This window comes from Ruegeria sp. BHSA162, assembly GCF_059613385.1.
This window is the reverse complement of the sequence record NZ_JBXWSK010000021.1, coordinates 1-21,493: the sequence shown is the minus strand read 5'-3', so window position 1 is coordinate 21,493 and position 21,493 is coordinate 1. Positions and strand designations below refer to the sequence as shown.

The window sequence follows — 21,493 nt, the reverse complement described above, 5'->3', positions numbered from 1 at the left end:
CGCCATGGAATTCATCTTCGAGCTTCTGATTGCATTTTTCCTGATCGTTTCAGGGATTTTCGGCTTTGTCGGGTCATTCGGCATGATCAAGCTGAAGGATCCGATGTCGCGGCTGCACGCCCCGACCAAAGCCACCACGCTGGGCGTGGGCGGTGTGTTGCTGGCCTCGATCTTTCATTCGATCCTGATCGAACAGCGCCTTTCCATGCATGAACTGCTAATCACGCTGTTCCTGTTTCTGACGGCTCCGATCACGGCTCTGTTCATTGCCAAGTGGCACATTCACCGCCATGAAGCCCCCGAGGATCTGCCGGACGCGGGCGAAGACAAGCTTTGGGCCACCCACGCGGTCGAGCAGGTCGAAGACGTCCCGGATCACAGCGCGAACTGACTTCATGAAAACACCTTCGTTGCCACTTACCTGCGATCTGGTTCTGGTGGGCGGAGGTCATACGCACGCGCTTTACCTTCGGAAATGGGGGATGAACCCCCTGCCCGGCGCGCGGTTGACCGTGATCAATCCTGGCCCGACCGCACCCTATTCCGGGATGTTGCCCGGATATGTCGCGGGGCACTACGCCCGCCGCGACCTGGACATCGATCTGATCCGGCTGGCACGGTTTGCGGGGGCCCGGATCATTCTGGGTGCCGCGATCGGCCTGGACCCGAACCGGCGGCTGGTGAATGTGGCCGATCATCCTGATGTCGCTTTCGATGTTGCCTCGATCAATGTCGGAATAACATCGGACATGCCGTCTTTGCCCGGGTTCACGGAACATGCCATCCCGGCAAAACCTCTTGGTCCCTTTGCCGCAAAATGGGCCCAGTACCTGGAGACAACCGACCCTGCTTCGGTGGCGGTCATCGGCGGCGGTGTCGCGGGCGTCGAACTGGCGATGGCCATGGCTCATGCCCTGCGCGCCAAGGGTCGGCAAGCAACGGTCGCTCTGATCGACAAGGCGCAAATCCTGACCGCGATAAACCCCAAAGCCGCCCAGACCATTCGGCGGGCGATGGAACAGCTTGGCATCGATTGCATCGAACAGGCCGAAATTGCGCAGATCACACCCGAAGGCGTGCAACTGACCGATGGGCGTCACATCACGGCTGATTTCACAACCGGCGCGGCGGGCGCCCGTCCCTATGACTGGATCGGCCAGACCGGACTGGACCTGCACGACGGCTTTATCCGAGTGAACGGGTATTTGCAGTCCAGCGATCCATCGGTCTTCGCAGTCGGCGACTGCGCTCATCTTGATGACACGCCGCGCCCCAAGGCCGGTGTCTTTGCCGTGCGAGAGGCTCCTGTTCTCTTCAACAACCTGCGCGCAGCTCTCGGCGCTGGAACCATGCGCCGGTACAAGCCGCAGAAGGATTACCTGAAGCTGGTCTCGCTGGGGGAACGCTCGGCACTGGCCGAGCGCTTTGGGACGTCATTCAGCGGACCTGTGATGTGGCGGTGGAAAAACCATATCGACCAGAAGTTCATGCGTCGCTTTCGTGAGCTGCCCCAGATGCCAGGCCCCGCGCTTCCCCGTCATCATGCGGATGGCCTGCGCGATGCTCTGGGCGACAAGCCCATGTGCGGCGGTTGCGGCGCCAAGGTAGGTCGCGGCGCCTTGCAGGCCGCGCTATCCGCGGTACAGAGATCCGATCGTCCGGATATCACGCCCCTGTCCGGGGATGATGCCGCAATGCTGACCTTTGGAGGCGTCCGGCAGGTGCTGACGTCAGATCATTTGCGCAGCTTCGTTCCGGACCCTGTTCTGATGACCCGCATCGCGGCCATTCACGCACTGGGGGACATCTGGGCGATGGGTGCGACCCCACAGGCCGCGACGGCCACTCTGATCCTGCCGCGCATGTCCTCCCAGCTGCAACACCGCACCATGGCTGAAATCATGGCAACCGCGACCGAAGTCATGCGCAGCGCCGGCGCTGAGATCGTCGGCGGCCATAGCTCGATGGGCGATGAGCTTACCATCGGTTTCACCATCACGGGTTTGTGCCAGTCTGATCCGATCACCCTTTCGGGTGGGCGGCCCGGTGATGTGTTGATCCTGACCAAACCTATTGGCAGCGGAGTCCTGATGGCCGCAGAAATGGCAGGGCAAGCCAACGGCGAGTGGGTAGTGTCCGCCTATGACCACATGACGCGGCCGCAGGGTGACGCCGCACGCATTCTGGCCCAGGCCCATGCCATGACCGACGTCACCGGATTTGGACTGGCCGGGCATCTCGTTGGACTGTGCGAGGCATCCAACTGTGGCGCAGTCCTGAACCTCGACGCAGTCCCGGTCATGGAGGGCGCGCTCGAGCTCAGCCAGCAAGGGGTCCGGTCCAGCTTGTTCAACGACAATCGCGCCATCGCGCCCGAAGTTCCAATTGGCGGCAAAGCCGATCTGCTGTTCGATCCTCAGACCGCGGGTGGGTTGCTGGCTGCCGTTTCGGCCGACGACGCACAAAATATCTGCGACCATTTGCGTGCCGCTGGTTACCCGGCTGCAGTCATCGGTGTATTGAGCGACACACCCGGCCTGCGCCTTCAGAGCTGAGCCACAATCCCTTCGATTTCCGACGCGAGCTGATCCAGCCCGTCCGTAGTCAATGACGCGGCATGCACGCGCGCGATCACATCAAACCGATGGTTTCTCCGCGACTTTTCGTAAGCCGGGTCATAGTGCTGCTCCATCAAGGCACGCGTCAGAGCTTTCTTGTTGCCCTCGGCAATCTGAGCCATCCACGCATCCACGACATCATGCCCCCGGTGAAACCGCAGCGGCGACAGGCGGTCCTGCAAACGCTCGGCATCGGACAGAATGTCGTCATAGGCAGCGACCAGATAGTCCGTTCGCGCCTCGATATCTGCCGTGACAAGGATTCGCGGCGCTTGGCACAGGTTCTGCCAGACCGCTGGGGGCAGGATCAACGAACCGATTTTTGACGACTCGGCCTCGACCAACACGGGCCGTGCCGGATCAAGGGCGCACATGGCCGAGGCCAAGGCAGATTCGAACGCTTTCTGGCTGGGTTGTCCGCCGGGTTGTTCGCCCAGCAGCGAACCGCGGTGATTGGCCAACGCTTCGAGATCCAGAACCTGCACCCCGCGCGTTTGCAACTGGGCCAGAAGTTCCGTTTTTGCAGTGCCGGTGTAGCCATCCAACGCCACCAGCTTGAACGGCAGCGGATCATCGTAGAGGTACTGCTTCACCAGACGCCGATAGCTGCGGTATCCGCCCTCGATCACCTCGGCTCGCCAGCCGATCTGCTGCAGCATCCAGGTGAAGGATCCTGACCGCTGACCGCCACGCCAGCAATAGACCAAAGGGCGCCAACCGCCCTCGTGGTGGCTGAGTTGCGTCTCGATATGGGTGGCGGCGTTGCGAAACACCAACGCGGCCCCCAGCTTGCGCGCCAGAAACGGGCTCTGCTGAACGTAGATCGTGCCGACACGTGCGCGTTCCTCATTGTCCAGAACCGGGAGGTTGATGGCGCCGGGCAGATGGTCCTCGGCAAACTCTGCCGGGCTGCGCACATCGATGATCGTATCGAACGGATGCGCGTACAGCTGCGACAGGTTTGAGAATTTCAGGGCCATGACAGGGGTTTAGCGCGCAGGATGGCAAAAGAAAAGAAGGCCCCGCTGATGTCATTCATCGGCTTCGGGCGCGATAAGGTCCGGCCCACTGGCCCGGTTGGAGTTTACGGCCGTGCCGACCCTGTGAAACTGCAACACATCCTCGGCGCCGGGTTTCATCAGGCGGGCTGCCCCCTTGCCGACCTCGCCCAGCCACAAGGCCCAATCCGCCTGTTCGATGATCAACGGCATCCGGTGATGAACCGCACGCACATTGTCGTTGGCTGCGGTCGTGACGATCGCGCAGGTCGCCTGCCGCGCCTCACCCTCGCCCCAGTTCTGCCAGATGCCGGCAAAGGCGATGGGCGCACCATTGCTGCGGTGGAAGTACCAAGGCAGCCGCGCACCGTCTTGGGTCTTGGTCCATTCGTAGAAGCCCGTGGCCACGATCAGACAGCGCCGATCGCGGCAGGCTGTGCGAAAGGCCGGTTTCTGGGCCAGGGTTTCGGCGCGGGCGTTGATCAGCAGCGGACCGTCGTTTTGGGCTTTGTACCAATGTGGCAAGAAACCCCATCGCAGCGGGTCCAACTGCCGCCCTCCCTCTCTGGCGCGCACGACATGCACCTGATTTGTCGGGCAGATGTTGTAGTTGGGCACCGCCGGCAACGCGTTTGAAGGCCGCGCAGCAAACAGCTGCGCCATGGCATCGTTGGGAAGAGTTATTGCAAACCGTCCGCACATGGGTAATGAACCAACAACAAAAGTTTCAATCAGGCACAGGGTCTCGCGCAGTCAGATGACAAATCAAGCACCAAATTCCCTCAAGGCCAAGGCGGTGGCGGATCTGGACTCCGGCAAGCTTCCTCAGGCTCTGAAGAAAGCTACCCTCGGCATCAAGAAATTCCCGAAAGACGCGGACTACCACGCGATTGCCGGGTTCGTTCTGACCGAGATGAAGCAGTACAAGAAATCGCTGCCGCATTTCCAGGAAGCCGCCCGCCTGAAACCGGACGACCCGCAATTCGTCGAAAACATCGCGAATGCCCTGATGCAGACCGGCCAGATCGCGCGAGCGTTGGCCTATGCCGAAAAGATGGCCGAAAAGATGCCCGGCAACCGCGAGATCGTCCGGGTGATCGATGAAATCACGCTCAAGGGCAAGAACTGGCGCAGCATCATCGAGAACGCCACCAAGCGACTGATGACCGATCCGGACAACCCCAAGCTGCTGTCCACCCGCAGCAGGGCCTATGGGCGCGTCGGCTTCGTGGATGCGGCCTCGGCCGATATTGCGCGCGCATACGAGCTGGATCCCGACAACATCGAAATCGCCTTCCGCCGAGCAGTGGACCTGCACCAAGCCGGCGACAAGAAGGGCTGTACTGACCTTTTGTGGCGTGTTTTGGACAAGGATCCGTATCACGCATCGGCGTTGTTCCAATTGTCGTCAATGGTAGATGCCGAACAGGCCGAAGCATTGCTGCCCCGGGTCGAGGCCGCGATCGAAAAGCGGAAACACCCCAATTCGACTCTGGAATTCACGCTGGCACAGCTTCAATCAAAGATCGGTGGGTTGGAGGCCGCTCTTGCGCAGTTTGCAGTCGCGAACAGGGTGCAGCACGACGAAAACCCATACGATTTCGAAGAAGAAGAGCGCAAACTACGCCGCATCTGCGGCCTGTTCCCTGACAGCACGTCGGTCCCAAGTTCCGGGATCGAGGAAATGCCCCTGCCGATTTTCGTGATCGGACAGCCTCGGTCGGGCACCACCTTGATGGAAATGATGCTGAGTTCCGCCCCCGACATCGCGGGATGTGGAGAGCTGAACCTCGGGTCCGACCTTTCGGCGCCATACTCGAACGAAAAGAAGGCATTCTCGGACGCAGAAGCCGCGGTGTTCGCCAAGCATTTCCGCGAGTTGATGCCCCCGATCCCCAAGGGCTCGATCGCTTTCGTCGACAAGATGCCGCACAACTACCAGCGGGTTGGTTTTCTTTTGGCAGCGTTCCCCAACGCCAAGATCATCAACATGCTGCGTGACCCACGGGACGTCGGCCTGTCGAAATGGATCCGGCGTTTTCCAGCGGGCGGAATGCGATACGCATCGAACCTGAACTCGATCGCGCACTCGGCCAACATGTATCGCCGCTACATGCAGCATTGGGATGCAATCTTCGGTGATCGCATCCTGACGGTGCCCTACGAAAAGCTGGTTGCCGATCCCGAAACCTACAGCAAGCAGGTTGCAGAATTCTGCGGGATCGAATGGCGCGAAAGCATGATGCACCCGGAAGAAAACAAGAAACAGGTGCGTACCGCCAGTATCGACCAGGTGCGCAACAAAATCTCGACCAAATCGGTTGGCGGCTGGCGTCAGGTTGCGGACTATATCCGGCCCATGTTGGACGGTTTCGACCCCGAGTTGTGGCCCGAATACGAATTCGATTAAGCCGAAACCCAACAAAAAAGGCCGCATCCAAGGATGCGGCCTTTTCTTTCTTTGTGTCAGCAATCACTTCTGCTGTATACGTCCGTCCAGATAGGGCGTGTAGGGCGCATTGGCCGCAAGGTATTCGGCGGTCACATCCGCAAGATCGGGACCGAAGTCGTAGGCATTCTTGTCCTCGCCAGAGAACATCTTGTACCCGTCGCCACCGTTGCGGACATAGTTGTTGGTCACCACCAAATAGGTCTTGGCCGGATCGATCGGCACATACCCATCACCTTCGGCCACCATGACCTCGGTCACGCGGCCTTCGTTGGGAGCAACCGACGGATCCCAGGTGAATTTCAGCCCCGCCACCTGCGGGAAGCGACCCTTGACCTCTTCTACCTGGCTGACGCCGTTTTCCAGCGCATCGATGATACCCTGCCCACTGATCTCGAAGGTCGAGAGCGTGTTCTGGAAGGGCAGAACGGTCAGCACCTCGCCCATGGTCACGTCGCCCGCGTCGATCGAGGCGCGCAAGCCACCCGAGTTGGCGATGGCGATCTGAACGCCCTGATCGGCGACCCGCGCCAGCATGGCATCGGCCACCAGGTTACCCATCTCGCATTCCTGCACGCGGCAGATCGACCGGTCCCCTTCGATCGGAGCCGCGGCATTGGCCACGACCTTGTTGCGGATCTCGTCCAGCGGCGTGGCCAGTTCTGCGATGCGATCCAGGGCAGCCTGATCCTCGGTCACGGTGTTGTCCATGATCAGCGGCTCACCGACCGCCTGAACCACGTTGCCGTCGTCATCGAAGGTCACGTTCAGCTCGCCCAGGAACTTGCCGTAGGCATAGGCCTGAACGATCTGCACCCCGTTCACCACGGTCGGGTACGGCCCGGCGGCCTTGTCCGAAGTGTTCGACAGGTAGGTGTTCGAGTGTCCTCCCACGATCACGTCAACACCCGTGGTTTCCTGCGCGACCCGCTGGTCGACGCCATAGCCCGAGTGGCTGAGCACGATGATCTTGTTGATGCCTTCCGCCGTCAGCTTGTCCACCTCGGCCTGAACCGCCGGAACAGGATCAGAGAACACGACATTCGGCCCGGGTGAAGCCAACTCGTCGGTGTCTTCGGGGGTCAGGCCGATCAGGCCAATCTTCTCTCCACCCACTTCGATCACGGTCGATTTCTTGATCCGGTCAGTCAGAAGTTCTTCGTTCTCGATGTTCGCATTCGACATCAGAATCGGAAATTCGACCGCATCGACGAAACCGGCCAGAACCTCGGGGCCGTCATCGAATTCGTGGTTGCCCACGGTCATCGCATCATAGCCCAGCTTGTTCATGAACTCGGCCGCGACCTTGCCCTTGTAATAGGTATAAAACAACGACCCCTGAAACTGGTCACCGCCGTCCACGAGGATCGAGTTTTCGGCCCGTGCGCGGGCGTCGTTGACCGCGGTCACCAGTCGCGCCGAACCGCCGAAGCACTTGCCCTCGGCATTGTCCTCGGCACCACAGCCGCTGTCATATTTGTTGATCGGCTCGAACCGGGAATGGAAGTCGTTGGTGTGCAGAATGGTCAGCTTGTAGTCGGCCGCCGCCATGCCTGCAGTCAGGCCAAGGGCCGCCACGGATGTCAGGAAACGGGTAATCATTTGAAACTCCCTGTAATTGATTGTCAGGATCGTGCGCCGAGGGCGGCAAAGAGTCAAAGGGGGAAATGCGGCTTGATTCTACCCCGCGCGCGGGGCATCACGGCGCCATGCTGATCTACAAGATATTCCGGGCCGAGGAATGGGCGGCCCTGCAGGCACAGGGCGAAACCCGGGGCGCGCCCATCGATGTGGCGGATGGGTTTGTGCATTTCTCCACCGCAGAACAGGCGGCCGAGACCGCGGCTAAACACTTTGCCGGGGTCGAAAACCTGACCCTCGTGGCCTGCGATGCCCAGAAAATGGGCGATGATCTGAGATGGGAGGTTTCGCGCGGCGGGGCCTTGTTCCCGCATCTCTATCGCAACATGCGCATGGCGGATGTGGTCTGGGCCAAGCCGCTATCGCTGGAAAACGGCGCGCACCGCTTCCCCAAGGAGATGCAATGACCGGCCATATCGACCCCGACCGCGCCGAGTTCGAGGCGTTCAAAGCGCTGGACCGCGATCACCCGATCGAGATGCTGAACCTTGTGCAGTTCCGCGCCAAGGCCGTCTATCCCGCAGGCCACGACCTGGCCGGCGCGGGGCTGAGCGGCGCAGAAGCCTATCGCCGGTATGGTGCCGAAACCACCCCGATCATCGCGCGGCTGGGGGCCTCGATCATCTGGCGCGGCACGTTCCAGACAACGCTGATCGGCCCGAAGTGCGAAGCGTGGGACGAGATGTTCATCGCCCGTTACCCCTCGGCCCATGCGTTTCTGGAGATGGTGACCGACCCGGCCTATCGCGCGGCGGTCATTCACCGGCAGGCGGCGGTGGCCGACTCGCGCCTGATCCGCACCGCCCCTACCCCAACCGGAGCGTCCTTCGGATGAAACTGACCGAGAAACTGGCCCTGGCCGCGCTACATCGCCTGGACCCAGAAACCGCGCACGGCCTGTCGATCAAGGCGCTGAAAACGGGTCTGACCCCGGCGCCCGGTCCCGTCACCTCGACGCGCTTGCGCACGCAACTTGCCGGGCTGGACCTGCCCAACCCGGTGGGGCTGGCCGCCGGGTTCGACAAGAATGGCGAGGTTCTGGGCCCGCTGTCGCGCGCGGGCTTCGGATTCATTGAGGTGGGCGCCGTGACCCCGCGCCCGCAGCCGGGCAACCCCAAGCCGCGACTGTTCCGCCTGACCGAGGACCGCGCCGCCATCAACCGGTTCGGCTTCAACAACGAAGGGATGGAGGCGATGGCCCGGCGTCTGGCGCATCGCCCCAAGGACGCGGTGATCGGCCTGAACCTGGGCGCCAACAAAGACAGCACCGACCGGGCGCGGGATTTTGCACAGGTGCTGGCCCATTGCGGGCAATGGCTGGATTTCGCCACGGTGAATGTCTCGTCGCCCAACACCGAAAAGCTGCGCGACCTGCAGGGGAAAGAAGCGCTGAGCGCCCTGCTGGCAGGTGTGCTGGACACCCGCGACGCCTTGGCGCGGCGGGTCCCGGTGTTTCTGAAAATCGCCCCCGACCTGACGGATGACGAATTGCGGGACATCGCCGACGTCGCCCGTGACACGGGCATCGACGGTGTGATCGCCACCAACACGACCTTGTCGCGCGAAGGGCTGCGCAGCCCGCACAAGGATCAGGCCGGCGGATTGTCAGGCGCGCCCCTGTTCGAAAAATCGACCCGCGTTCTGGCTCGGCTGAGCCAGTTGACCGACGGGCGGATCCCGCTGATCGGCGTGGGTGGTATCGGCACGGCCGAACAGGCCTATGCCAAGATCTGCGCCGGGGCCTCGGCCGTGCAGTTCTATACCGCGATGGTCTATGGGGGCCTGTCGCTGGCGGCCGAGATCGCGCGGGGGCTGGATGCCCTGCTGGCGCGGGACGGGTTCAAGTCGGTGGCCGACGCCGTCGGCAGTAAACGAGAGGATTGGCTGTGATCGAATACTGGCACAACCCACGGTGTTCAAAATCGCGCGCCGGGCTGGCCCTGCTACAGGACCGCGGCGCCGAAGTCACCGTTCGCAAATACCTCGAGGACGCGCCCAGCGCGGATGAGCTGCGCGCGGTGCTGTCCCGGTTGGGCATCCCGGCGATCGAGATGATGCGCAGGGGCGAGGCGCGGTTCAAGGAACTGGGGCTGAGCAAGGATACGCCCGAGGAGGCGTTGGTTCAGGCCATGGCCGAGAACCCGATCCTCATCGAACGCCCCGCCGGGATCACCGCCGACAAGGCCGCCATCGGTCGCCCGCCCGAGAACCTGCTGACCCTGCTCTAGGCCACCTGCGCCTCGAGCCGGAGATAGCGCAGGCCCAGCGTTACCGCGCGGGCGATGTTCAGCACCATCAGCGCGGCCCACAGCCCGTGATTGCCCATGGTCGGCACCAGCAGGAACAGCGCCACAACATAGATCGCCACCGACTGGATCATGGCGGTGCGCATGGCGCGGGTCCAGGTCGCGCCGATGTAGATGCCGTCGAACATCCAGCTGGCAACGCCGATCACCGGGGCCAGTGCCGCCCAGATCAGGTATTCACGCGCCGCGATCCGCACCTCGGGCGCGGTGGCCATCAGGTCGATCAATGCGGGCCCTGCCACAAAAAACGTGGCCCCCAGCACCAGAGCCCCACCGACGCCCCATTGCGACGCCATGACCGAGGCGCGCCGGACCTGGTATCGGTCCTTGGCTCCGACGGCGCTGCCTACCAATGCCTCGGCAGAAAAGGCGAACCCGTCCAACGCAAAGGCGGTGATTTCCAGGAACTGCAGCAGCACCTGGTTGGCGGCCAGCGTCACGTCGCCCAGATCGGCGCCGACGAACAGAAAGGTGGTGAAGGACCCGGTCAGCAGGACCGACCGGATCATGATGTCGCCATTGACCTGCATCATCCGGCGCAGGCGGGCGGGGTCGAAGATCCGCGCCCAATCGCGCCATTGATTACCCCCGAACGCATCGCGGCACAGCCACAGACCCAGCGCCAGACCCGTCCATTCGGCAATTAGCGTGGCCACCGCCACACCTTCAACGCCCCAGCCCAGACCCAGCACGAACCACAAATCCAGCAGGATGTTCAGCCCGTTCATCCAAACCTGCAGGACGAAAACGCCGCGCGTGCGCTCGACCGCAATCAGCCAGCCCGTCACGGCATAAAGCGCAATGGTCGCGGGCGCGCCCCAGATGCGAATCTCGAGGTATTTGCGCGTCAACGCCTCGACCTCGGGGCTGGCGGGCGACAGCGCGAAGGCCCCTGCGAACACCGCCACCTGCGCCACGATAAAGAACAGCCCCGCCGCGCCGCCCAAGAGCAGGCCGCGCATGAGCAGCGCACCGGTTTCGGCCGTGTCTCCCGCGCCTCGGGCCTGCGCCGCCAATCCGGTCGTGCCCATGCGCAGAAAGCCGAACACCCAGTAGATCGTGGCCAGAATGACCGCGCCAATGCCAACCGCGCCGATCGGGGCGGCCTGCCCCATCTGGCCGACCACGCCGGTATCTACCGCGCCCAGAATCGGCACCGTCGCGTTGGACAGCACGATCGGCACCGCGATCTTCAGCACCCGTCTGTGCGTAATGGGTGCCGAGGCGTCCCGCATTTTGCTCAGCTCTTGGCCGAAGGCTCTTGCGGCATCAGGAAATGCCCTGTGGCCTGCGCGAACAGCTTGGCGTGGTTGTCCTGCCAAGCCTCGACGCGCACCGAGGCATACCGCCGACCCGCCCGGCTGATGAAGGCGCGTGCATAGGCATCGCGCGGCAGGCCCGAGCGCAGGTAATCCACCGTGAAATCGATGGTCTTGGGAAAGCGGATACTGTGATCGGAGATGATGTCCTCGGCATCGATCTCACCGCTTTCGATGCGCGGGAACAGGTGCTCCCAGCTGAGCGTGATCACCGCCGTCACCTCGAGAAAGGCCGCCGTGACGCCCCCATGAATCGCCGGCAGGAACGGGTTGCCGATCAGCTTTTCGTCGAAATTCAGAACTCCGGTCAGTTCGTCTCCGCGCCGGTCGAAGCTGATATTGAGGAACCGGATATACGGAACCCCCTCGACCAGCGCCTTGAGGGCCGCGTCGCGGCGCTGTTTCACCACCTGCATCGGTTCGGGACGGGGTCTTGCCATCTCACTTCCCCTCGACTGTGAAGGCGCCCGAGGCGGTGGCCACCGGGCGATCCTGATCGTCGTCCATGGCAGTTGCGCGCACGAAGGCCACATTGCGCGTGATGTGATAGCAGGTCGCGCGGGTGGTGATCGTCTGGCCGGGCGTTGCGGCGCGCATGTAGTCGATGCGCAGATCGATGGTTGCTGTGCCGCCCGGCGCCGCCGGATGGCTCATGACCGCAGCCCCGCAGCAAGTATCCAGGCTGGCCGACACAGCCCCGCCGTGAATCACGCCAGTGCGGGGATCGCCGATCAGATCCTCGTTGTAAGGCATGGTGATCTCGGCCTCACCCTCGCCGATATGGGTCAGCGTCAGGCCCAGGGCCCGCGCATGGGGGATCGCCTCGATGAACTGGCGGGCGAGTACTGTCTTGTCGACCATGAGGTTCAGTCCTGTTGTCCTGCCCCTTTATGATCTGCTCTGCGCGCAAAGGGCAAGCCCGCCTGTTGCGCTTGTCCGCACAACGCCCTAGGTTGCAACCGAGGAGAACAGGAATGTCCGACAAGCGTTTGTCATTCAAAGAGATGTGCGCCGAGTTCGACGTGACTCCGCGCACCCTGCGCTACTACGAGTATATCGAGCTGCTGCAGCCAGACCGGGAAGGACGGTCCCGGTTTTACGGTCCGCGCGAGCGTGCGCGGATGAAGCTGATCATGCGTGGCCGAAAGTTCGGGTTTCCACTTGAGGAAATCCGGCAGTGGTTGTTGATCTACGAAGATCAAGGCAACAAGGCCCAGATGGCTACCTTTATCGAAATGGCCGACCGCCAGATGGAAGAGCTGCGTCAGCAGCGTCAGCAACTGGACGAAGCTATGGACGAGTTGCAGCGCCTTCGCGATCAAACGGCCAACTCCCTGACCTAAATCGGCCAGTTCGAGCCCCCAAATCCATCCTTCATTACACCGGAAATCTGCATTTTTCGGCTGGCGCCCTGCCGCCTGCCCGTCGGCTTCGAACCGCGCCGGTAAAGTGGATTTGGCTGACCCAACGGAAAGAAAATTGCCAACCCGCCGCTTTACGCGACCGGAAGTTACGTCAATTTCTTTGTGACGCAGCGTCTGGATTACGTAAACGTCAATCTCATGTTGTAAAGCGGCCATCGACTGCGCAACTTTCTCATGACGCCAGCGACGAGAGGGTGACCAATGACCGAAGATCTTATGACCATCCGCGAGATGTGCGAGACCTATGACGTCACGCCGCGGACCTTGCGGTTCTACGAAGCCAAAGAGCTTCTGTTTCCGATCCGTGAGGGCCAGAAACGGCTGTTCACCAAACGTGACAGGGCGCGGCTCAAGCTGATCCTGCGCGGCAAACGCTTTGGTTTCAGCCTGGAAGAGATTCGACAGCTTCTGGATCTGTACCATGTCGGCGACCAGCAACTGACCCAGATGACCCGCACCTATGAAATCGCGTGCGAGCGTCTGGCGGACATGGAAGCCCGCCGCGAGGAACTGACTCAGGCCATTGACGATCTGAAAGAGCAGTTGCGCTGGGGCGAGAAGGTCATCGCCTCGATGAAACAGGAAAAGAAGGCGGCCGAGTAACTCCGCGCCGCCTGCCACCCGGACATCTGAATTAAGGGAGCTTCAAATGCCCGTTTACAACGCGCCTACCAAAGACACGCAATTCGTTCTGCATGACGTTCTGAAAATCTCGGCCTCGGATATTCCGGGCTATGATGAGCTGGAGCCCGAGTTCACGGGCGCCGTTCTGGAGGAGGCCGGCAAGGTCGCCGTCAACCTGCTGCACCCGCTGAACGTGGTCGGCGACACCGAAGGCTGCCGGCTGGAAAACGGCGTCGTCTACACCCCGACCGGGTTCAAGGACGCGTTCGAGCAGGTCAAGGAAGGCGGCTGGACCGGTCTGGATATGCCCGAGGAATATGGCGGCCAGAACATGCCTTATGTTCTTGGCACGGCCGTGGGCGAGATGTTCTCGGCCGCAAACCAGGCCTTCACCATGTATCAGGGCCTGACCCACGGCGCGGCCTCGGCCATCCTGGCGCACGGCACCGATGCGCAGAAAGACACATATCTGCCCAAGATGGTCAGCTGTGAATGGACCGGCACCATGAACCTGACCGAGCCGCATTGCGGCACCGATCTGGGCCTGATGCGCACCAAGGCCGAGCCGCAGGGCGATGGCAGCTACAAGATCACCGGCCAAAAGATCTTTATCTCGTCCGGCGATCACGACATGGCCGACAACATCATCCACCTGGTGCTGGCCAAGATCCCCGGCGGCCCCGAGGGCATCAAGGGAGTGTCGCTGTTCATCGTGCCCAAGTTCCTGGTGAACGAAGACGGCAGCCTGGGCGAGCGCAATGGTGTTTCGGTCGGCAAGATCGAAGAAAAGATGGGCATCCACGGCAACTCGACCTGCGTAATGAACTATGACGGCGCAACCGGTTACCTGCTGGGTCAGGAACACAAGGGCATGCGCGCCATGTTCACCATGATGAACGAAGCGCGTCTGGGTGTCGGCATGCAAGGTCTGGCTCAAGCCGAGGCCGCCTATCAGAACGCGCTGGAATACGCCAAGGACCGTCTGCAAGGCCGCGACGTGACCGGCGTCAAGAATCCCGACGGCCCGGCCGATCCGCTGATCGTACATCCCGACATCCGCCGCAGCCTGATGGACCAGAAAAGCTTTGTGGAAGGCGCGCGGGCCTTCATCCTGTGGGGCGCGACCCTGATCGACAAGGCGCACCGCGCAGGCGACAAGGACGCCGACGGGCTGATCTCGCTGATGACCCCGGTCATCAAGGGCTTCCTGACCGACGAAGGTTACGACATGACCGTTCAGGCCCAGCAGGTCTATGGCGGCCATGGCTACATCGAGGAATGGGGCATGTCGCAATACACCCGCGACGCCCGCATCGCCATGATCTACGAAGGCGCCAACGGCGTTCAGGCGCTGGATCTCGTCGGCCGCAAGCTGGCGCAGGACGGCGGCAAGCATGTCATGGCCTTCTTCGACATGGTCAAAACCTTCTGCAAGGAAAACAGCGGCAAGGACGAAGCCTATGACAAGGCGTTCATCGAACCGCTGAAGGCCGCCTCGAAGGACCTGCAGGCCGCCGGCATGTATTTCATGCAGAACGGCATGACCAACCCGAACAACGCTCTGTCGGGCTCGTATGACTTCATGCACATGTTCGGTCATGTCTGCCTGGGCCTGATGTGGGCGCAGATGGCCAAGGCCGCACAGGAAGCGCTGGATGCCGGCGCGTCCGACAAGGACTTCTACGAGACCAAGATCGCCACCGGCCGCTACTACATGGCGCGCCGTCTGCCGGCCACGGGCATGCACCTGGCACGGATCCAGACCGGCGCCGACACGGTGATGGCACTGGACGCGGCGAACTTCTGATCCCAGTCTGGTTCCGGGCGACCCCGCCCGGAACCAGCGCTCATGGAGGAGATGACATGCCCAAACGCTTTCGCCTGACCCGCCGCTTTCCTGTCGCCATGACCGAGGAAGGTTATCGAAAACTCAAGGGGTTTGCCCGCGAGGCCGGGCTGGACGAAGGAGAGGCGCTGTCATTCCTGTTCGAGAACTTCAACAGCGTGATCGACGAGGAGAACCTGACCCACCGGCTGCGCATCTTCAATTCCGAGCTTGAGGCGCGCAAACGCTAGACGACCCCAATGCCTGGCCCAGGCCCGGCGTGTTTTTAGCAAGACAAGTCCGAACGCGGCTGCGGCCCGCGAGACAGGTCTTTCTTGAAACACGTGCGTGACGAAACCGTACAAACCGCCTTGGGAGGGGTGAGTGCATGAAGATAAAACTGCATTGCTTCGGAGAAAGCGGAAACTCATACAAGGCTGCCTTGGCACTTGAGATGTCGGGGCTGGAATGGGAGCCGGTCTTTGTCGATTTCTTCAACGGCCAGACCCGAACCCCCGAATACCGCGCCGAAGTCAACGAAATGGGCGAAGCGCCGGTGTTGATCGACGGAGATTTCCGGACCAGCCAATCGGGCGCGATTCAGGCCTATGCCACCGAGAAGTCCGGGAAATTCGGCGGAAAGACGCGGGAAGAGACCTATGACATCCTGCGCTGGGTGCTGTGGGACAACCACAAGTTCAGCTCGATGGCTGGCATGACCCGGTTCCTTATCAACTTTCTGCCTGAACAGCACCGCAACCCGGATGTGATCGCCTTCAACCAAGGCCGCCTGAAAGCCGCCTATCAGGTGCTGAACGCGCATCTTGAGGGCCGCGACTGGATCGTCGGCGACAGCGTGACCAACGCCGATCTCAGCTGCTGCGGCTACCTCTATTACCCCGAACCCTTCGGCTTTGACCGCGCCGAATGGCCCCATATCGACGCCTGGCTGACCCGCCTGTCCGAGCAGCCAGGATGGAAACACCCCTATGACCTGATGCCCGGCAATCCGTCGGATCGAGCTTGAGGAGAGAAGTATGACCGAAGCTTACATTTATGATGCCCTGCGCACCCCGCGCGGCAAGGGCCGCAAGGACGGCAGCCTGCACGAGGTGACCTCGGTGCGCCTGTCGGCGGTGGCCCTGAACGCCATCAAGGAACGCAACAACCTGGAGGGCCACGCCGTCGAGGACGTGATCTGGGGCAACGTGACCCAGGTGATGGAACAGGGCGGCTGCCTGGCGCGCTCGGCGGTTCTGGCCTCGGACCTTGATGAATCGATCCCCGGCCTGGCCATCAACCGGTTCTGCGCCTCCGGGATGGAGGCCGTGAATCTGGCCGCCAACCAGGTCAAGGGCGGCGCGGGCGAGGCCTATATCGCAGGTGGCGTCGAGATGATGGGCCGCGTGCCCATGGGCAGCGACGGCGCCGCCATCGCCGTCGATCCGTCGCTGGCGATGGAGACCTATTTCGTCCCGCAGGGCATCTCGGCCGACATCATCGCCACCGAATACGGTTTCAGCCGTGACGATGCCGACGCGCTGGCCGTCGAGTCTCAGAAACGCGCGGCCAAGGCGTGGGAAGAGAACCGCTTTGCCAAGTCGGTGATCACCGTCAAGGACCGCAACGGCCTGACCATTCTGGACCGCGACGAATACATGCGCCCCGGCACCGACATGCAGAGCCTCGGCGCGCTGAACCCGTCCTTCCAGATGATGGGCGAGCAGATGCCCGGTTTCGACAAGGTGGCGATGCTGAAATACCCGCACCTGGAAAAGATCAACCACATCCACCACGCCGGCAACTCGTCGGGCATTGTGGATGGCGCGGCGGCCGTTCTGATCGGCAACAAGGAATTCGGCGAGAAATACGGCCTGAAGCCGCGCGCCCGCATCAAGGCCACCGCCAAGATCGGCACCGACCCGACCATCATGCTGACCGGCCCGGTTCCGGTGACCGAAAAGATCCTGGCCGAAACCGGCATGAAGATCAGTGATCTGGACCTGTTCGAGGTCAACGAGGCCTTCGCCTCGGTCGTGCTGCGGTTCCAGCAGGCGTTTGACGTCGATCCGGCGCTGGTCAACGTCAATGGCGGTTCGATCGCCATGGGCCACCCGCTGGGCGCCACCGGCGCGATCATCATCGGCACCCTGTTGGACGAGCTGGAGCGCCAGGACAAGGAAACCGGTCTGGCCACCTTGTGCATCGCATCCGGCATGGGCGCGGCAACCATCATCGAACGTGTGTAACGGCGGGGTTCAGGAGAAGAAAAATGGCTGATTTTACACTGACCAAAGACGCCGACGGCGTTGGCATCATCACCTGGGACGTCCCCGGCAAGACCATGAACGTGATGTCGTTCGACGGCCTGTCCGAACTGAACGACTGCATCGATCAGGCCCTGGCCGATGACGAGATCAAAGGCATCGTGATCACCAGCGGCAAGGAAGGATCCTTTGCCGGCGGCATGGACCTGAATCTGCTGGCGGTGATGAAGGAACAGGCGGGCGACGACCCGGCCAAGGGCCTGTTCGAAGGCACGATGAAGATGCACGCCCTGCTGCGCAAGATCGAGCTGGCCGGCATGGACCCCAAGACCAAGAAAGGTGGCAAACCGATCGCGGCCGCCCTGCCCGGCACCGCCGCCGGCATCGGCATGGAGCTGCCGCTGGCGACCCATCGCATCTTTGCCGCCGAAAACCCCAAGGCCAAATACGGCCTGCCGGAAATCATGGTCGGCATCTTCCCCGGCGCGGGCGGCACCACGCGTATGGTCCGCAAGGTGGGCGCCATCGCGGCGGCTCCGCTGCTGCTGGAAGGCAAGATGCTGGACGTGAAAAAGGCCAAGGGCGCAGGCTACATCGACGAGATCGCAGCCGATCCGCTGGCAGCGGCCAAGGAATGGGTGCTGAACGCCAAGGATGCCGATCTGGTCAAGCCGTGGGACGCCAAGGGCTACAAGATGCCCGGCGGCGCGCCCTATCACCCGGCGGGCTTCATGAACTTCGTGGGTGCCTCGGCCATGGTGAACGGCAAGACCCAGGGCGCCTTCCCGGCGGCCAAGGCCCTTCTTAGCGCGGTCTATGAGGGCGCACTGGTCGATTTCGACACCGCGCTGAAGATCGAGGCGCGCTGGTTCACCTCGGTGCTGATGAACCCGTCCTCGGGCGCGATGATCCGTTCGCTGTTCCTGAACAAGGAAGCGCTGGAAAAAGGCGCCGTTCGTCCGCAAGGCATTCCGGATCAGTCGGTCAAGAAAATCGGCGTTCTGGGTGCGGGCATGATGGGCGCGGGCATCTCGTTGGTCTCGGCGCAGGCCGGGATGGAGGTCGTGCTGATCGACCGCGATCAGGCCGCCGCGGACAAGGGCAAGGCCTATACCGAAGCCTATCTGGACAAGGGCATGAAGCGTGGCAAGGTCACGGCCGAGAAGAAAGAGGCCATGCTGGCCCGCATCACTGCCACGCCGGACCTCGAAAAGCTGGCGGGCTGCGATCTGATCATCGAAGCCGTGTTCGAGGATCCCAAGGTCAAGGCCGAGATGACCCAGAAGGTCGAGGCGATCATCCCCGAGGACTGCATCTTTGCCTCGAACACCTCGACCCTGCCTATCACCGAACTGGCCAAGGCCAGCAAGCGGCCCGATCAGTTCATCGGCATCCACTTCTTCTCGCCGGTCGAGAAGATGTTCCTGGTCGAGATCATCAAGGGCAAGGAAACCGGTGACCGGGCCGTGGCCAAGGCGCTGGACTATGTCCGCCAGATCCGCAAGACGCCGATCGTGGTCAATGACGCGCGGTTCTTCTACTGCAACCGCTGCATCATCCCCTACATCAACGAAGGGGCGCGGATGATCACCGAAGGCGTCAGCCCGGTTCTGGTCGACAACGCCGCCCGTCAACTGGGCTTCCCGGTGGGTCCGGTTCAGCTAACCGACGAAACTTCGATCGACCTGGGCGCCAAGATTGCCCGGGCGACCAAGGCGGCAATGGGCGACGCCTACCCGGAAAGCCCGGCGGACGATCTGATCTTCTGGATGGAAGAACAGGGTCGCCTGGGCCGCAAGTCCAAGGCCGGGTTCTTCGATTATGACGAAAACGGCAAGCGCATCGGCTACTGGAAAGGTCTGCAGGACAAGTATCCGCTGGCCGAGCAGCAGCCCGACTTGATCGAGGTGCAGGAGCGCCTGATGTTCGCACAGGTTCTTGAAGCCGTGCGCGCGCTCGAAGAAGGTGTTCTGGAAGACATCCGCGAAGGCGATGTCGGCGCCATCCTGGCCTGGGGCTTTGCGCCGTGGTCAGGTGGTCCGTTCAGCTGGCTTGATATCATCGGTGCGCCCTACGCGGCCGAGCGTTGTGACCAGCTGTCGGAGAAATACGGTGACCGCTTCGCCTGCCCGCCGCTGCTGCGCGAGATGGCCGAAAAAGGTCAGACCTTCTACGGCCGCTTCGACCCCGAAGCCAAGGCTGCCTGAACAAGTGATGCTGGCGCATGATCCCATGCGCCAGCATCTTTCTTAGAGTGTTTGGTCAGGTCTGCCATTCAGGCCGCAGAAACAAGGCCGGCACGTTGGGCCGCCCCGGACGTCCCGGACGCCGCACCCCCGATGGGGGACGTATCGGAAAGATCGGTTCCTGCGGGATGGGTGCAGGCAGTGCACCCAACGGGTTTGCAAGGGCCGACAGTTCGCCGGCTTCTGCGATAGATGTGACGAGGCTCCGCGCCTCGGATTCTTCCAGCACCGCGTAGGATCGTCGGGACGGGCCAGACAGCGAACGGATGCGGCACGAGGAACAGAAGGCTTGAAAGCCACCCTCGATGAAGACCACTTCGTCCTGCTCAAAAAACAGCGATGTGACCTGGAATTCCTCTGCCGGTGTCCGAGAGGAAAAGCTGAAGTGCCCGCTCAGCAGACGCGCCGGAATGATCGCCAGCCCCTCGTCTATGTTGAAATCAGAAGACAAGGCTACGGCCATTCCCTGCTCGGGCATCAGCCAGACCGCACGACCGTTATATGCCGCGCGGGACGGCACGCGCACTGGCAAAAAGTCAGGTCGAACCTCGCCAGCCGGTACGGCTATTCTGTCGTGGGACACGCGTTTCACTTCCTGAAACCCGTTGTCCATCGTTCTGACCAGATCGCCGGCAACCAATGCCTCGGCCAGTTTCCAGCCACTGGTGGTGGCAACCTTCGTCCCGTGCAGCAATCCGCCACGCCTGACCGAAACGGCGTCACCCGGTACGGTCTGGATATTATTTTCGGAAAACCCCGAAACACTCACTACTTCCAACACGTGCCGACCCCCTTTTGGCACTTTCAAACTATCCCATTGTGCTAGCACGAAGTTTTCGGGAGTGACTTAGTTTTGCCATATTTAGGGCCACTTTGGGCCTTTTTCGCCCCATTAGTCGCGTTTTTTTATAAACAAAAGCCTGTATTTGTCAGCGTTTCGCGCAATTCGGGAAATAATCGACCAGCCTTATTCGAACCGATATTCGAATCTCTCTATGTCTTCGCGACAGGCGTCAAACACAGCCTTTTTTGCCTGGACCGAGTAGTAGTTGGCGTATTCCGCCCCCCGGGCTGACCGGTTTTCATGCGGAAGGTCCAGACGAAACCCCAGATGATCGAACAGTGGGGCCGCATCCCGCTGAAAGCTTTCGATCCGAATGTATGCGCGACAAAGATCGGTTCCGGTGGCGTCTCTGACATAGGATGGGAACGGGTTTTCCCGAAAGGACTGCTGGATTTTAGGGTGCAGAACAAAGGCCTCAAAATCCAGCCGCCCGGCCAGATGAACCGCTGGGTGATCAAAGGACTGATCCCTCAGCCAGTAGTAATAGCTGACCATCCGGTCCCACGGGTTGCGGATCAGCGTGAACACGAACATCTCTTGCATCTGCTGGTCGGGCAAAAGCCCCCGCAAATCGGTCAGACGGGAGTGTTTCCACAGCCTTCCCGCCGTCTTCAGTGACCTGTTGCGTTTGTTTCTGCGCTGCGCCTTGGGGGTGTCGCCCACCAGGATATCGTCCTTCATGGCCCGCTGCTCGAGCGCCAGCGCCAGCGATGTTCCCCCGGTCTTGGGAATATGTATGAAGATGTAGGTCCGCCCTGTTGATAGAATCATTGCGCCGGTTCCCGTTGGGGAACCACGCTCGCCCGCCACGCCAGCACTGCGCCGGCCGCGGCGATCAGGGCGATGCCCGCAATCTGCAGCGGTCCGATCCCCTGCCCCATCACCACCCAGGCAAAAACCGGCCCGAAGATCATGACCGAATACTCGAACAC

The 21,493-nt window shown here is 61.8% G+C and carries 22 protein-coding genes; 14 read left to right on the top strand and 8 right to left on the bottom strand.

Features of this window, described 5'->3' with window-relative positions:
* Nucleotides 1–4: 4 nt before the first annotated feature.
* Entirely contained in the window at nucleotides 5–391 is a 387-nt protein-coding gene (locus AC2FM5_RS08560) for a Na+/H+ antiporter subunit G (protein ID WP_093962618.1), read from the top strand.
* A gap of 4 nt (nucleotides 392–395) precedes the next feature.
* Nucleotides 396–2,555, top strand: coding sequence for a selenide, water dikinase SelD (gene selD / locus AC2FM5_RS08555; protein WP_496735030.1), 2,160 nt, complete (start codon nucleotides 396–398; stop codon nucleotides 2,553–2,555).
* On the opposite strand, the gene mnmH is transcribed toward selD, so the two are convergent.
* Nucleotides 2,546–3,598, bottom strand: coding sequence for a tRNA 2-selenouridine(34) synthase MnmH (mnmH, locus tag AC2FM5_RS08550; protein WP_496735028.1), 1,053 nt, complete (start codon nucleotides 3,596–3,598; stop codon nucleotides 2,546–2,548). The two genes, selD and mnmH, sit on opposite strands and share 10 nt — an antisense overlap.
* A 51-nt stretch (nucleotides 3,599–3,649) precedes the next feature.
* Nucleotides 3,650–4,318, bottom strand: coding sequence for an SOS response-associated peptidase (locus tag AC2FM5_RS08545; RefSeq protein WP_170363052.1), 669 nt, complete (start codon nucleotides 4,316–4,318; stop codon nucleotides 3,650–3,652).
* Between the two features lie 55 nt (nucleotides 4,319–4,373).
* Between AC2FM5_RS08545 and AC2FM5_RS08540 the strand changes: the two genes are divergently transcribed.
* Nucleotides 4,374–6,026 carry a tetratricopeptide repeat-containing sulfotransferase family protein gene (locus tag AC2FM5_RS08540; RefSeq protein WP_496735026.1) on the top strand — a complete coding sequence of 551 codons (1,653 nt, stop codon included), beginning with the start codon at nucleotides 4,374–4,376 and terminating at the stop codon, nucleotides 6,024–6,026.
* Between the two features lie 63 nt (nucleotides 6,027–6,089).
* On the opposite strand, the gene AC2FM5_RS08535 is transcribed toward AC2FM5_RS08540, so the two are convergent.
* Nucleotides 6,090–7,667 (bottom strand): bifunctional metallophosphatase/5'-nucleotidase, encoded by a 1,578-nt coding sequence (locus AC2FM5_RS08535; protein ID WP_496735024.1) that lies wholly within the window; start codon nucleotides 7,665–7,667, stop codon nucleotides 6,090–6,092.
* 107 nt (nucleotides 7,668–7,774) lie between these two features.
* Between AC2FM5_RS08535 and AC2FM5_RS08530 the strand changes: the two genes are divergently transcribed.
* From AC2FM5_RS08530 to arsC, 4 genes are read left to right on the top strand one after another with little or no spacing between them, the layout of a single operon-like run.
* Complete coding sequence (locus tag AC2FM5_RS08530) at nucleotides 7,775–8,113, top strand: DUF952 domain-containing protein (RefSeq protein ID WP_170359235.1); 339 nt, start codon at nucleotides 7,775–7,777, stop codon at nucleotides 8,111–8,113.
* Nucleotides 8,110–8,541, top strand: coding sequence for a DUF1330 domain-containing protein (locus AC2FM5_RS08525; RefSeq protein ID WP_496735022.1), 432 nt, complete (start codon nucleotides 8,110–8,112; stop codon nucleotides 8,539–8,541). The genes AC2FM5_RS08530 and AC2FM5_RS08525 overlap by 4 nt, the downstream gene beginning before the upstream one ends.
* Entirely contained in the window at nucleotides 8,538–9,596 is a 1,059-nt protein-coding gene (locus AC2FM5_RS08520) for a quinone-dependent dihydroorotate dehydrogenase (RefSeq protein WP_496735020.1), read from the top strand. The genes AC2FM5_RS08525 and AC2FM5_RS08520 overlap by 4 nt, the downstream gene beginning before the upstream one ends.
* Nucleotides 9,593–9,934: an arsenate reductase (glutaredoxin) gene (arsC, locus tag AC2FM5_RS08515; protein ID WP_170402020.1), complete on the top strand. Its 342-nt coding sequence runs from the start codon at nucleotides 9,593–9,595 to the stop codon at nucleotides 9,932–9,934. Before AC2FM5_RS08520 ends, arsC begins: the two co-directional genes overlap by 4 nt.
* Here the strand turns inward: arsC and AC2FM5_RS08510 are convergent.
* The 3 genes from AC2FM5_RS08510 to AC2FM5_RS08500 are packed head-to-tail and all read right to left on the bottom strand — an operon-like array spanning nucleotide 9,931 to nucleotide 12,192.
* Nucleotides 9,931–11,247 carry an MATE family efflux transporter gene (locus AC2FM5_RS08510; RefSeq protein ID WP_496735017.1) on the bottom strand — a complete coding sequence of 439 codons (1,317 nt, stop codon included), beginning with the start codon at nucleotides 11,245–11,247 and terminating at the stop codon, nucleotides 9,931–9,933. The genes arsC and AC2FM5_RS08510 overlap by 4 nt on opposite strands.
* Nucleotides 11,248–11,252: 5 nt before the next feature.
* Nucleotides 11,253–11,771, bottom strand: coding sequence for a PaaI family thioesterase (locus AC2FM5_RS08505; protein ID WP_170368762.1), 519 nt, complete (start codon nucleotides 11,769–11,771; stop codon nucleotides 11,253–11,255).
* Nucleotide 11,772: 1 nt separating this feature from the next.
* Nucleotides 11,773–12,192 carry a PaaI family thioesterase gene (locus tag AC2FM5_RS08500; RefSeq protein ID WP_170358398.1) on the bottom strand — a complete coding sequence of 140 codons (420 nt, stop codon included), beginning with the start codon at nucleotides 12,190–12,192 and terminating at the stop codon, nucleotides 11,773–11,775.
* 113 nt (nucleotides 12,193–12,305) lie between these two features.
* Here AC2FM5_RS08500 and AC2FM5_RS08495 point away from each other — a divergent pair, with 113 nt between their 5' ends.
* The 7 genes from AC2FM5_RS08495 (at nucleotide 12,306) to AC2FM5_RS08465 (ending at nucleotide 19,678) form a co-directional block, all read left to right on the top strand.
* Nucleotides 12,306–12,674: a MerR family transcriptional regulator gene (locus AC2FM5_RS08495; protein WP_170337669.1), complete on the top strand. Its 369-nt coding sequence runs from the start codon at nucleotides 12,306–12,308 to the stop codon at nucleotides 12,672–12,674.
* A gap of 282 nt (nucleotides 12,675–12,956) precedes the next feature.
* Entirely contained in the window at nucleotides 12,957–13,358 is a 402-nt protein-coding gene (locus tag AC2FM5_RS08490; protein WP_093962630.1) for a MerR family transcriptional regulator, read from the top strand.
* A gap of 46 nt (nucleotides 13,359–13,404) precedes the next feature.
* The gene (locus AC2FM5_RS08485; protein WP_170529145.1) at nucleotides 13,405–15,186 is read left to right on the top strand and encodes an acyl-CoA dehydrogenase C-terminal domain-containing protein; all 1,782 of its coding nucleotides are present in this window, start codon (nucleotides 13,405–13,407) and stop codon (nucleotides 15,184–15,186) included.
* 56 nt (nucleotides 15,187–15,242) lie between these two features.
* Nucleotides 15,243–15,455, top strand: coding sequence for a hypothetical protein (locus AC2FM5_RS08480; RefSeq protein ID WP_170358392.1), 213 nt, complete (start codon nucleotides 15,243–15,245; stop codon nucleotides 15,453–15,455).
* Nucleotides 15,456–15,592: 137 nt separating this feature from the next.
* Entirely contained in the window at nucleotides 15,593–16,231 is a 639-nt protein-coding gene (locus tag AC2FM5_RS08475) for a glutathione S-transferase family protein (protein ID WP_496735013.1), read from the top strand.
* A 10-nt stretch (nucleotides 16,232–16,241) separates the two neighbouring features.
* Nucleotides 16,242–17,453, top strand: coding sequence for an acetyl-CoA C-acetyltransferase (locus AC2FM5_RS08470; protein ID WP_170366562.1), 1,212 nt, complete (start codon nucleotides 16,242–16,244; stop codon nucleotides 17,451–17,453).
* A gap of 23 nt (nucleotides 17,454–17,476) precedes the next feature.
* Complete coding sequence (locus tag AC2FM5_RS08465; RefSeq protein WP_170358386.1) at nucleotides 17,477–19,678, top strand: 3-hydroxyacyl-CoA dehydrogenase NAD-binding domain-containing protein; 2,202 nt, start codon at nucleotides 17,477–17,479, stop codon at nucleotides 19,676–19,678.
* A 55-nt stretch (nucleotides 19,679–19,733) separates the two neighbouring features.
* On the opposite strand, the gene AC2FM5_RS08460 is transcribed toward AC2FM5_RS08465, so the two are convergent.
* Both AC2FM5_RS08460 and AC2FM5_RS08455 read right to left on the bottom strand, forming a co-directional pair.
* The gene (locus tag AC2FM5_RS08460; RefSeq protein WP_367646303.1) at nucleotides 19,734–20,498 is read right to left on the bottom strand and encodes a Hint domain-containing protein; all 765 of its coding nucleotides are present in this window, start codon (nucleotides 20,496–20,498) and stop codon (nucleotides 19,734–19,736) included.
* Between the two features lie 186 nt (nucleotides 20,499–20,684).
* Complete coding sequence (locus tag AC2FM5_RS08455; protein WP_170358384.1) at nucleotides 20,685–21,332, bottom strand: sulfotransferase family 2 domain-containing protein; 648 nt, start codon at nucleotides 21,330–21,332, stop codon at nucleotides 20,685–20,687.
* Nucleotides 21,333–21,493: the final 161 nt, after the last annotated feature.

What these genes read in the sequence shown, in the direction of transcription:
- AC2FM5_RS08530 (WP_170359235.1), top strand. Translation starts at nt 7,775, where the DNA reads ATGCTGATCTACAAGATATTCCGGGCCGAGGAATGGGCGGCCCTGCAG.
- AC2FM5_RS08465 (WP_170358386.1), top strand. Translation starts at nt 17,477, where the DNA reads ATGGCTGATTTTACACTGACCAAAGACGCCGACGGCGTTGGCATCATC.
- AC2FM5_RS08510 (WP_496735017.1), bottom strand. Translation starts at nt 11,247, where the DNA reads ATGCGGGACGCCTCGGCACCCATTACGCACAGACGGGTGCTGAAGATC.
- selD (WP_496735030.1), top strand. Translation starts at nt 396, where the DNA reads ATGAAAACACCTTCGTTGCCACTTACCTGCGATCTGGTTCTGGTGGGC.
- AC2FM5_RS08455 (WP_170358384.1), bottom strand. Translation starts at nt 21,332, where the DNA reads ATGATTCTATCAACAGGGCGGACCTACATCTTCATACATATTCCCAAG.
- AC2FM5_RS08540 (WP_496735026.1), top strand. Translation starts at nt 4,374, where the DNA reads ATGACAAATCAAGCACCAAATTCCCTCAAGGCCAAGGCGGTGGCGGAT.
- AC2FM5_RS08525 (WP_496735022.1), top strand. Translation starts at nt 8,110, where the DNA reads ATGACCGGCCATATCGACCCCGACCGCGCCGAGTTCGAGGCGTTCAAA.
- AC2FM5_RS08470 (WP_170366562.1), top strand. Translation starts at nt 16,242, where the DNA reads ATGACCGAAGCTTACATTTATGATGCCCTGCGCACCCCGCGCGGCAAG.
- AC2FM5_RS08520 (WP_496735020.1), top strand. Translation starts at nt 8,538, where the DNA reads ATGAAACTGACCGAGAAACTGGCCCTGGCCGCGCTACATCGCCTGGAC.
- AC2FM5_RS08500 (WP_170358398.1), bottom strand. Translation starts at nt 12,192, where the DNA reads ATGGTCGACAAGACAGTACTCGCCCGCCAGTTCATCGAGGCGATCCCC.
- AC2FM5_RS08560 (WP_093962618.1), top strand. Translation starts at nt 5, where the DNA reads ATGGAATTCATCTTCGAGCTTCTGATTGCATTTTTCCTGATCGTTTCA.
- AC2FM5_RS08495 (WP_170337669.1), top strand. Translation starts at nt 12,306, where the DNA reads ATGTCCGACAAGCGTTTGTCATTCAAAGAGATGTGCGCCGAGTTCGAC.
- AC2FM5_RS08535 (WP_496735024.1), bottom strand. Translation starts at nt 7,667, where the DNA reads ATGATTACCCGTTTCCTGACATCCGTGGCGGCCCTTGGCCTGACTGCA.
- AC2FM5_RS08475 (WP_496735013.1), top strand. Translation starts at nt 15,593, where the DNA reads ATGAAGATAAAACTGCATTGCTTCGGAGAAAGCGGAAACTCATACAAG.
- AC2FM5_RS08480 (WP_170358392.1), top strand. Translation starts at nt 15,243, where the DNA reads ATGCCCAAACGCTTTCGCCTGACCCGCCGCTTTCCTGTCGCCATGACC.
- AC2FM5_RS08505 (WP_170368762.1), bottom strand. Translation starts at nt 11,771, where the DNA reads ATGGCAAGACCCCGTCCCGAACCGATGCAGGTGGTGAAACAGCGCCGC.
- AC2FM5_RS08490 (WP_093962630.1), top strand. Translation starts at nt 12,957, where the DNA reads ATGACCGAAGATCTTATGACCATCCGCGAGATGTGCGAGACCTATGAC.
- AC2FM5_RS08485 (WP_170529145.1), top strand. Translation starts at nt 13,405, where the DNA reads ATGCCCGTTTACAACGCGCCTACCAAAGACACGCAATTCGTTCTGCAT.
- AC2FM5_RS08545 (WP_170363052.1), bottom strand. Translation starts at nt 4,318, where the DNA reads ATGTGCGGACGGTTTGCAATAACTCTTCCCAACGATGCCATGGCGCAG.
- mnmH (WP_496735028.1), bottom strand. Translation starts at nt 3,598, where the DNA reads ATGGCCCTGAAATTCTCAAACCTGTCGCAGCTGTACGCGCATCCGTTC.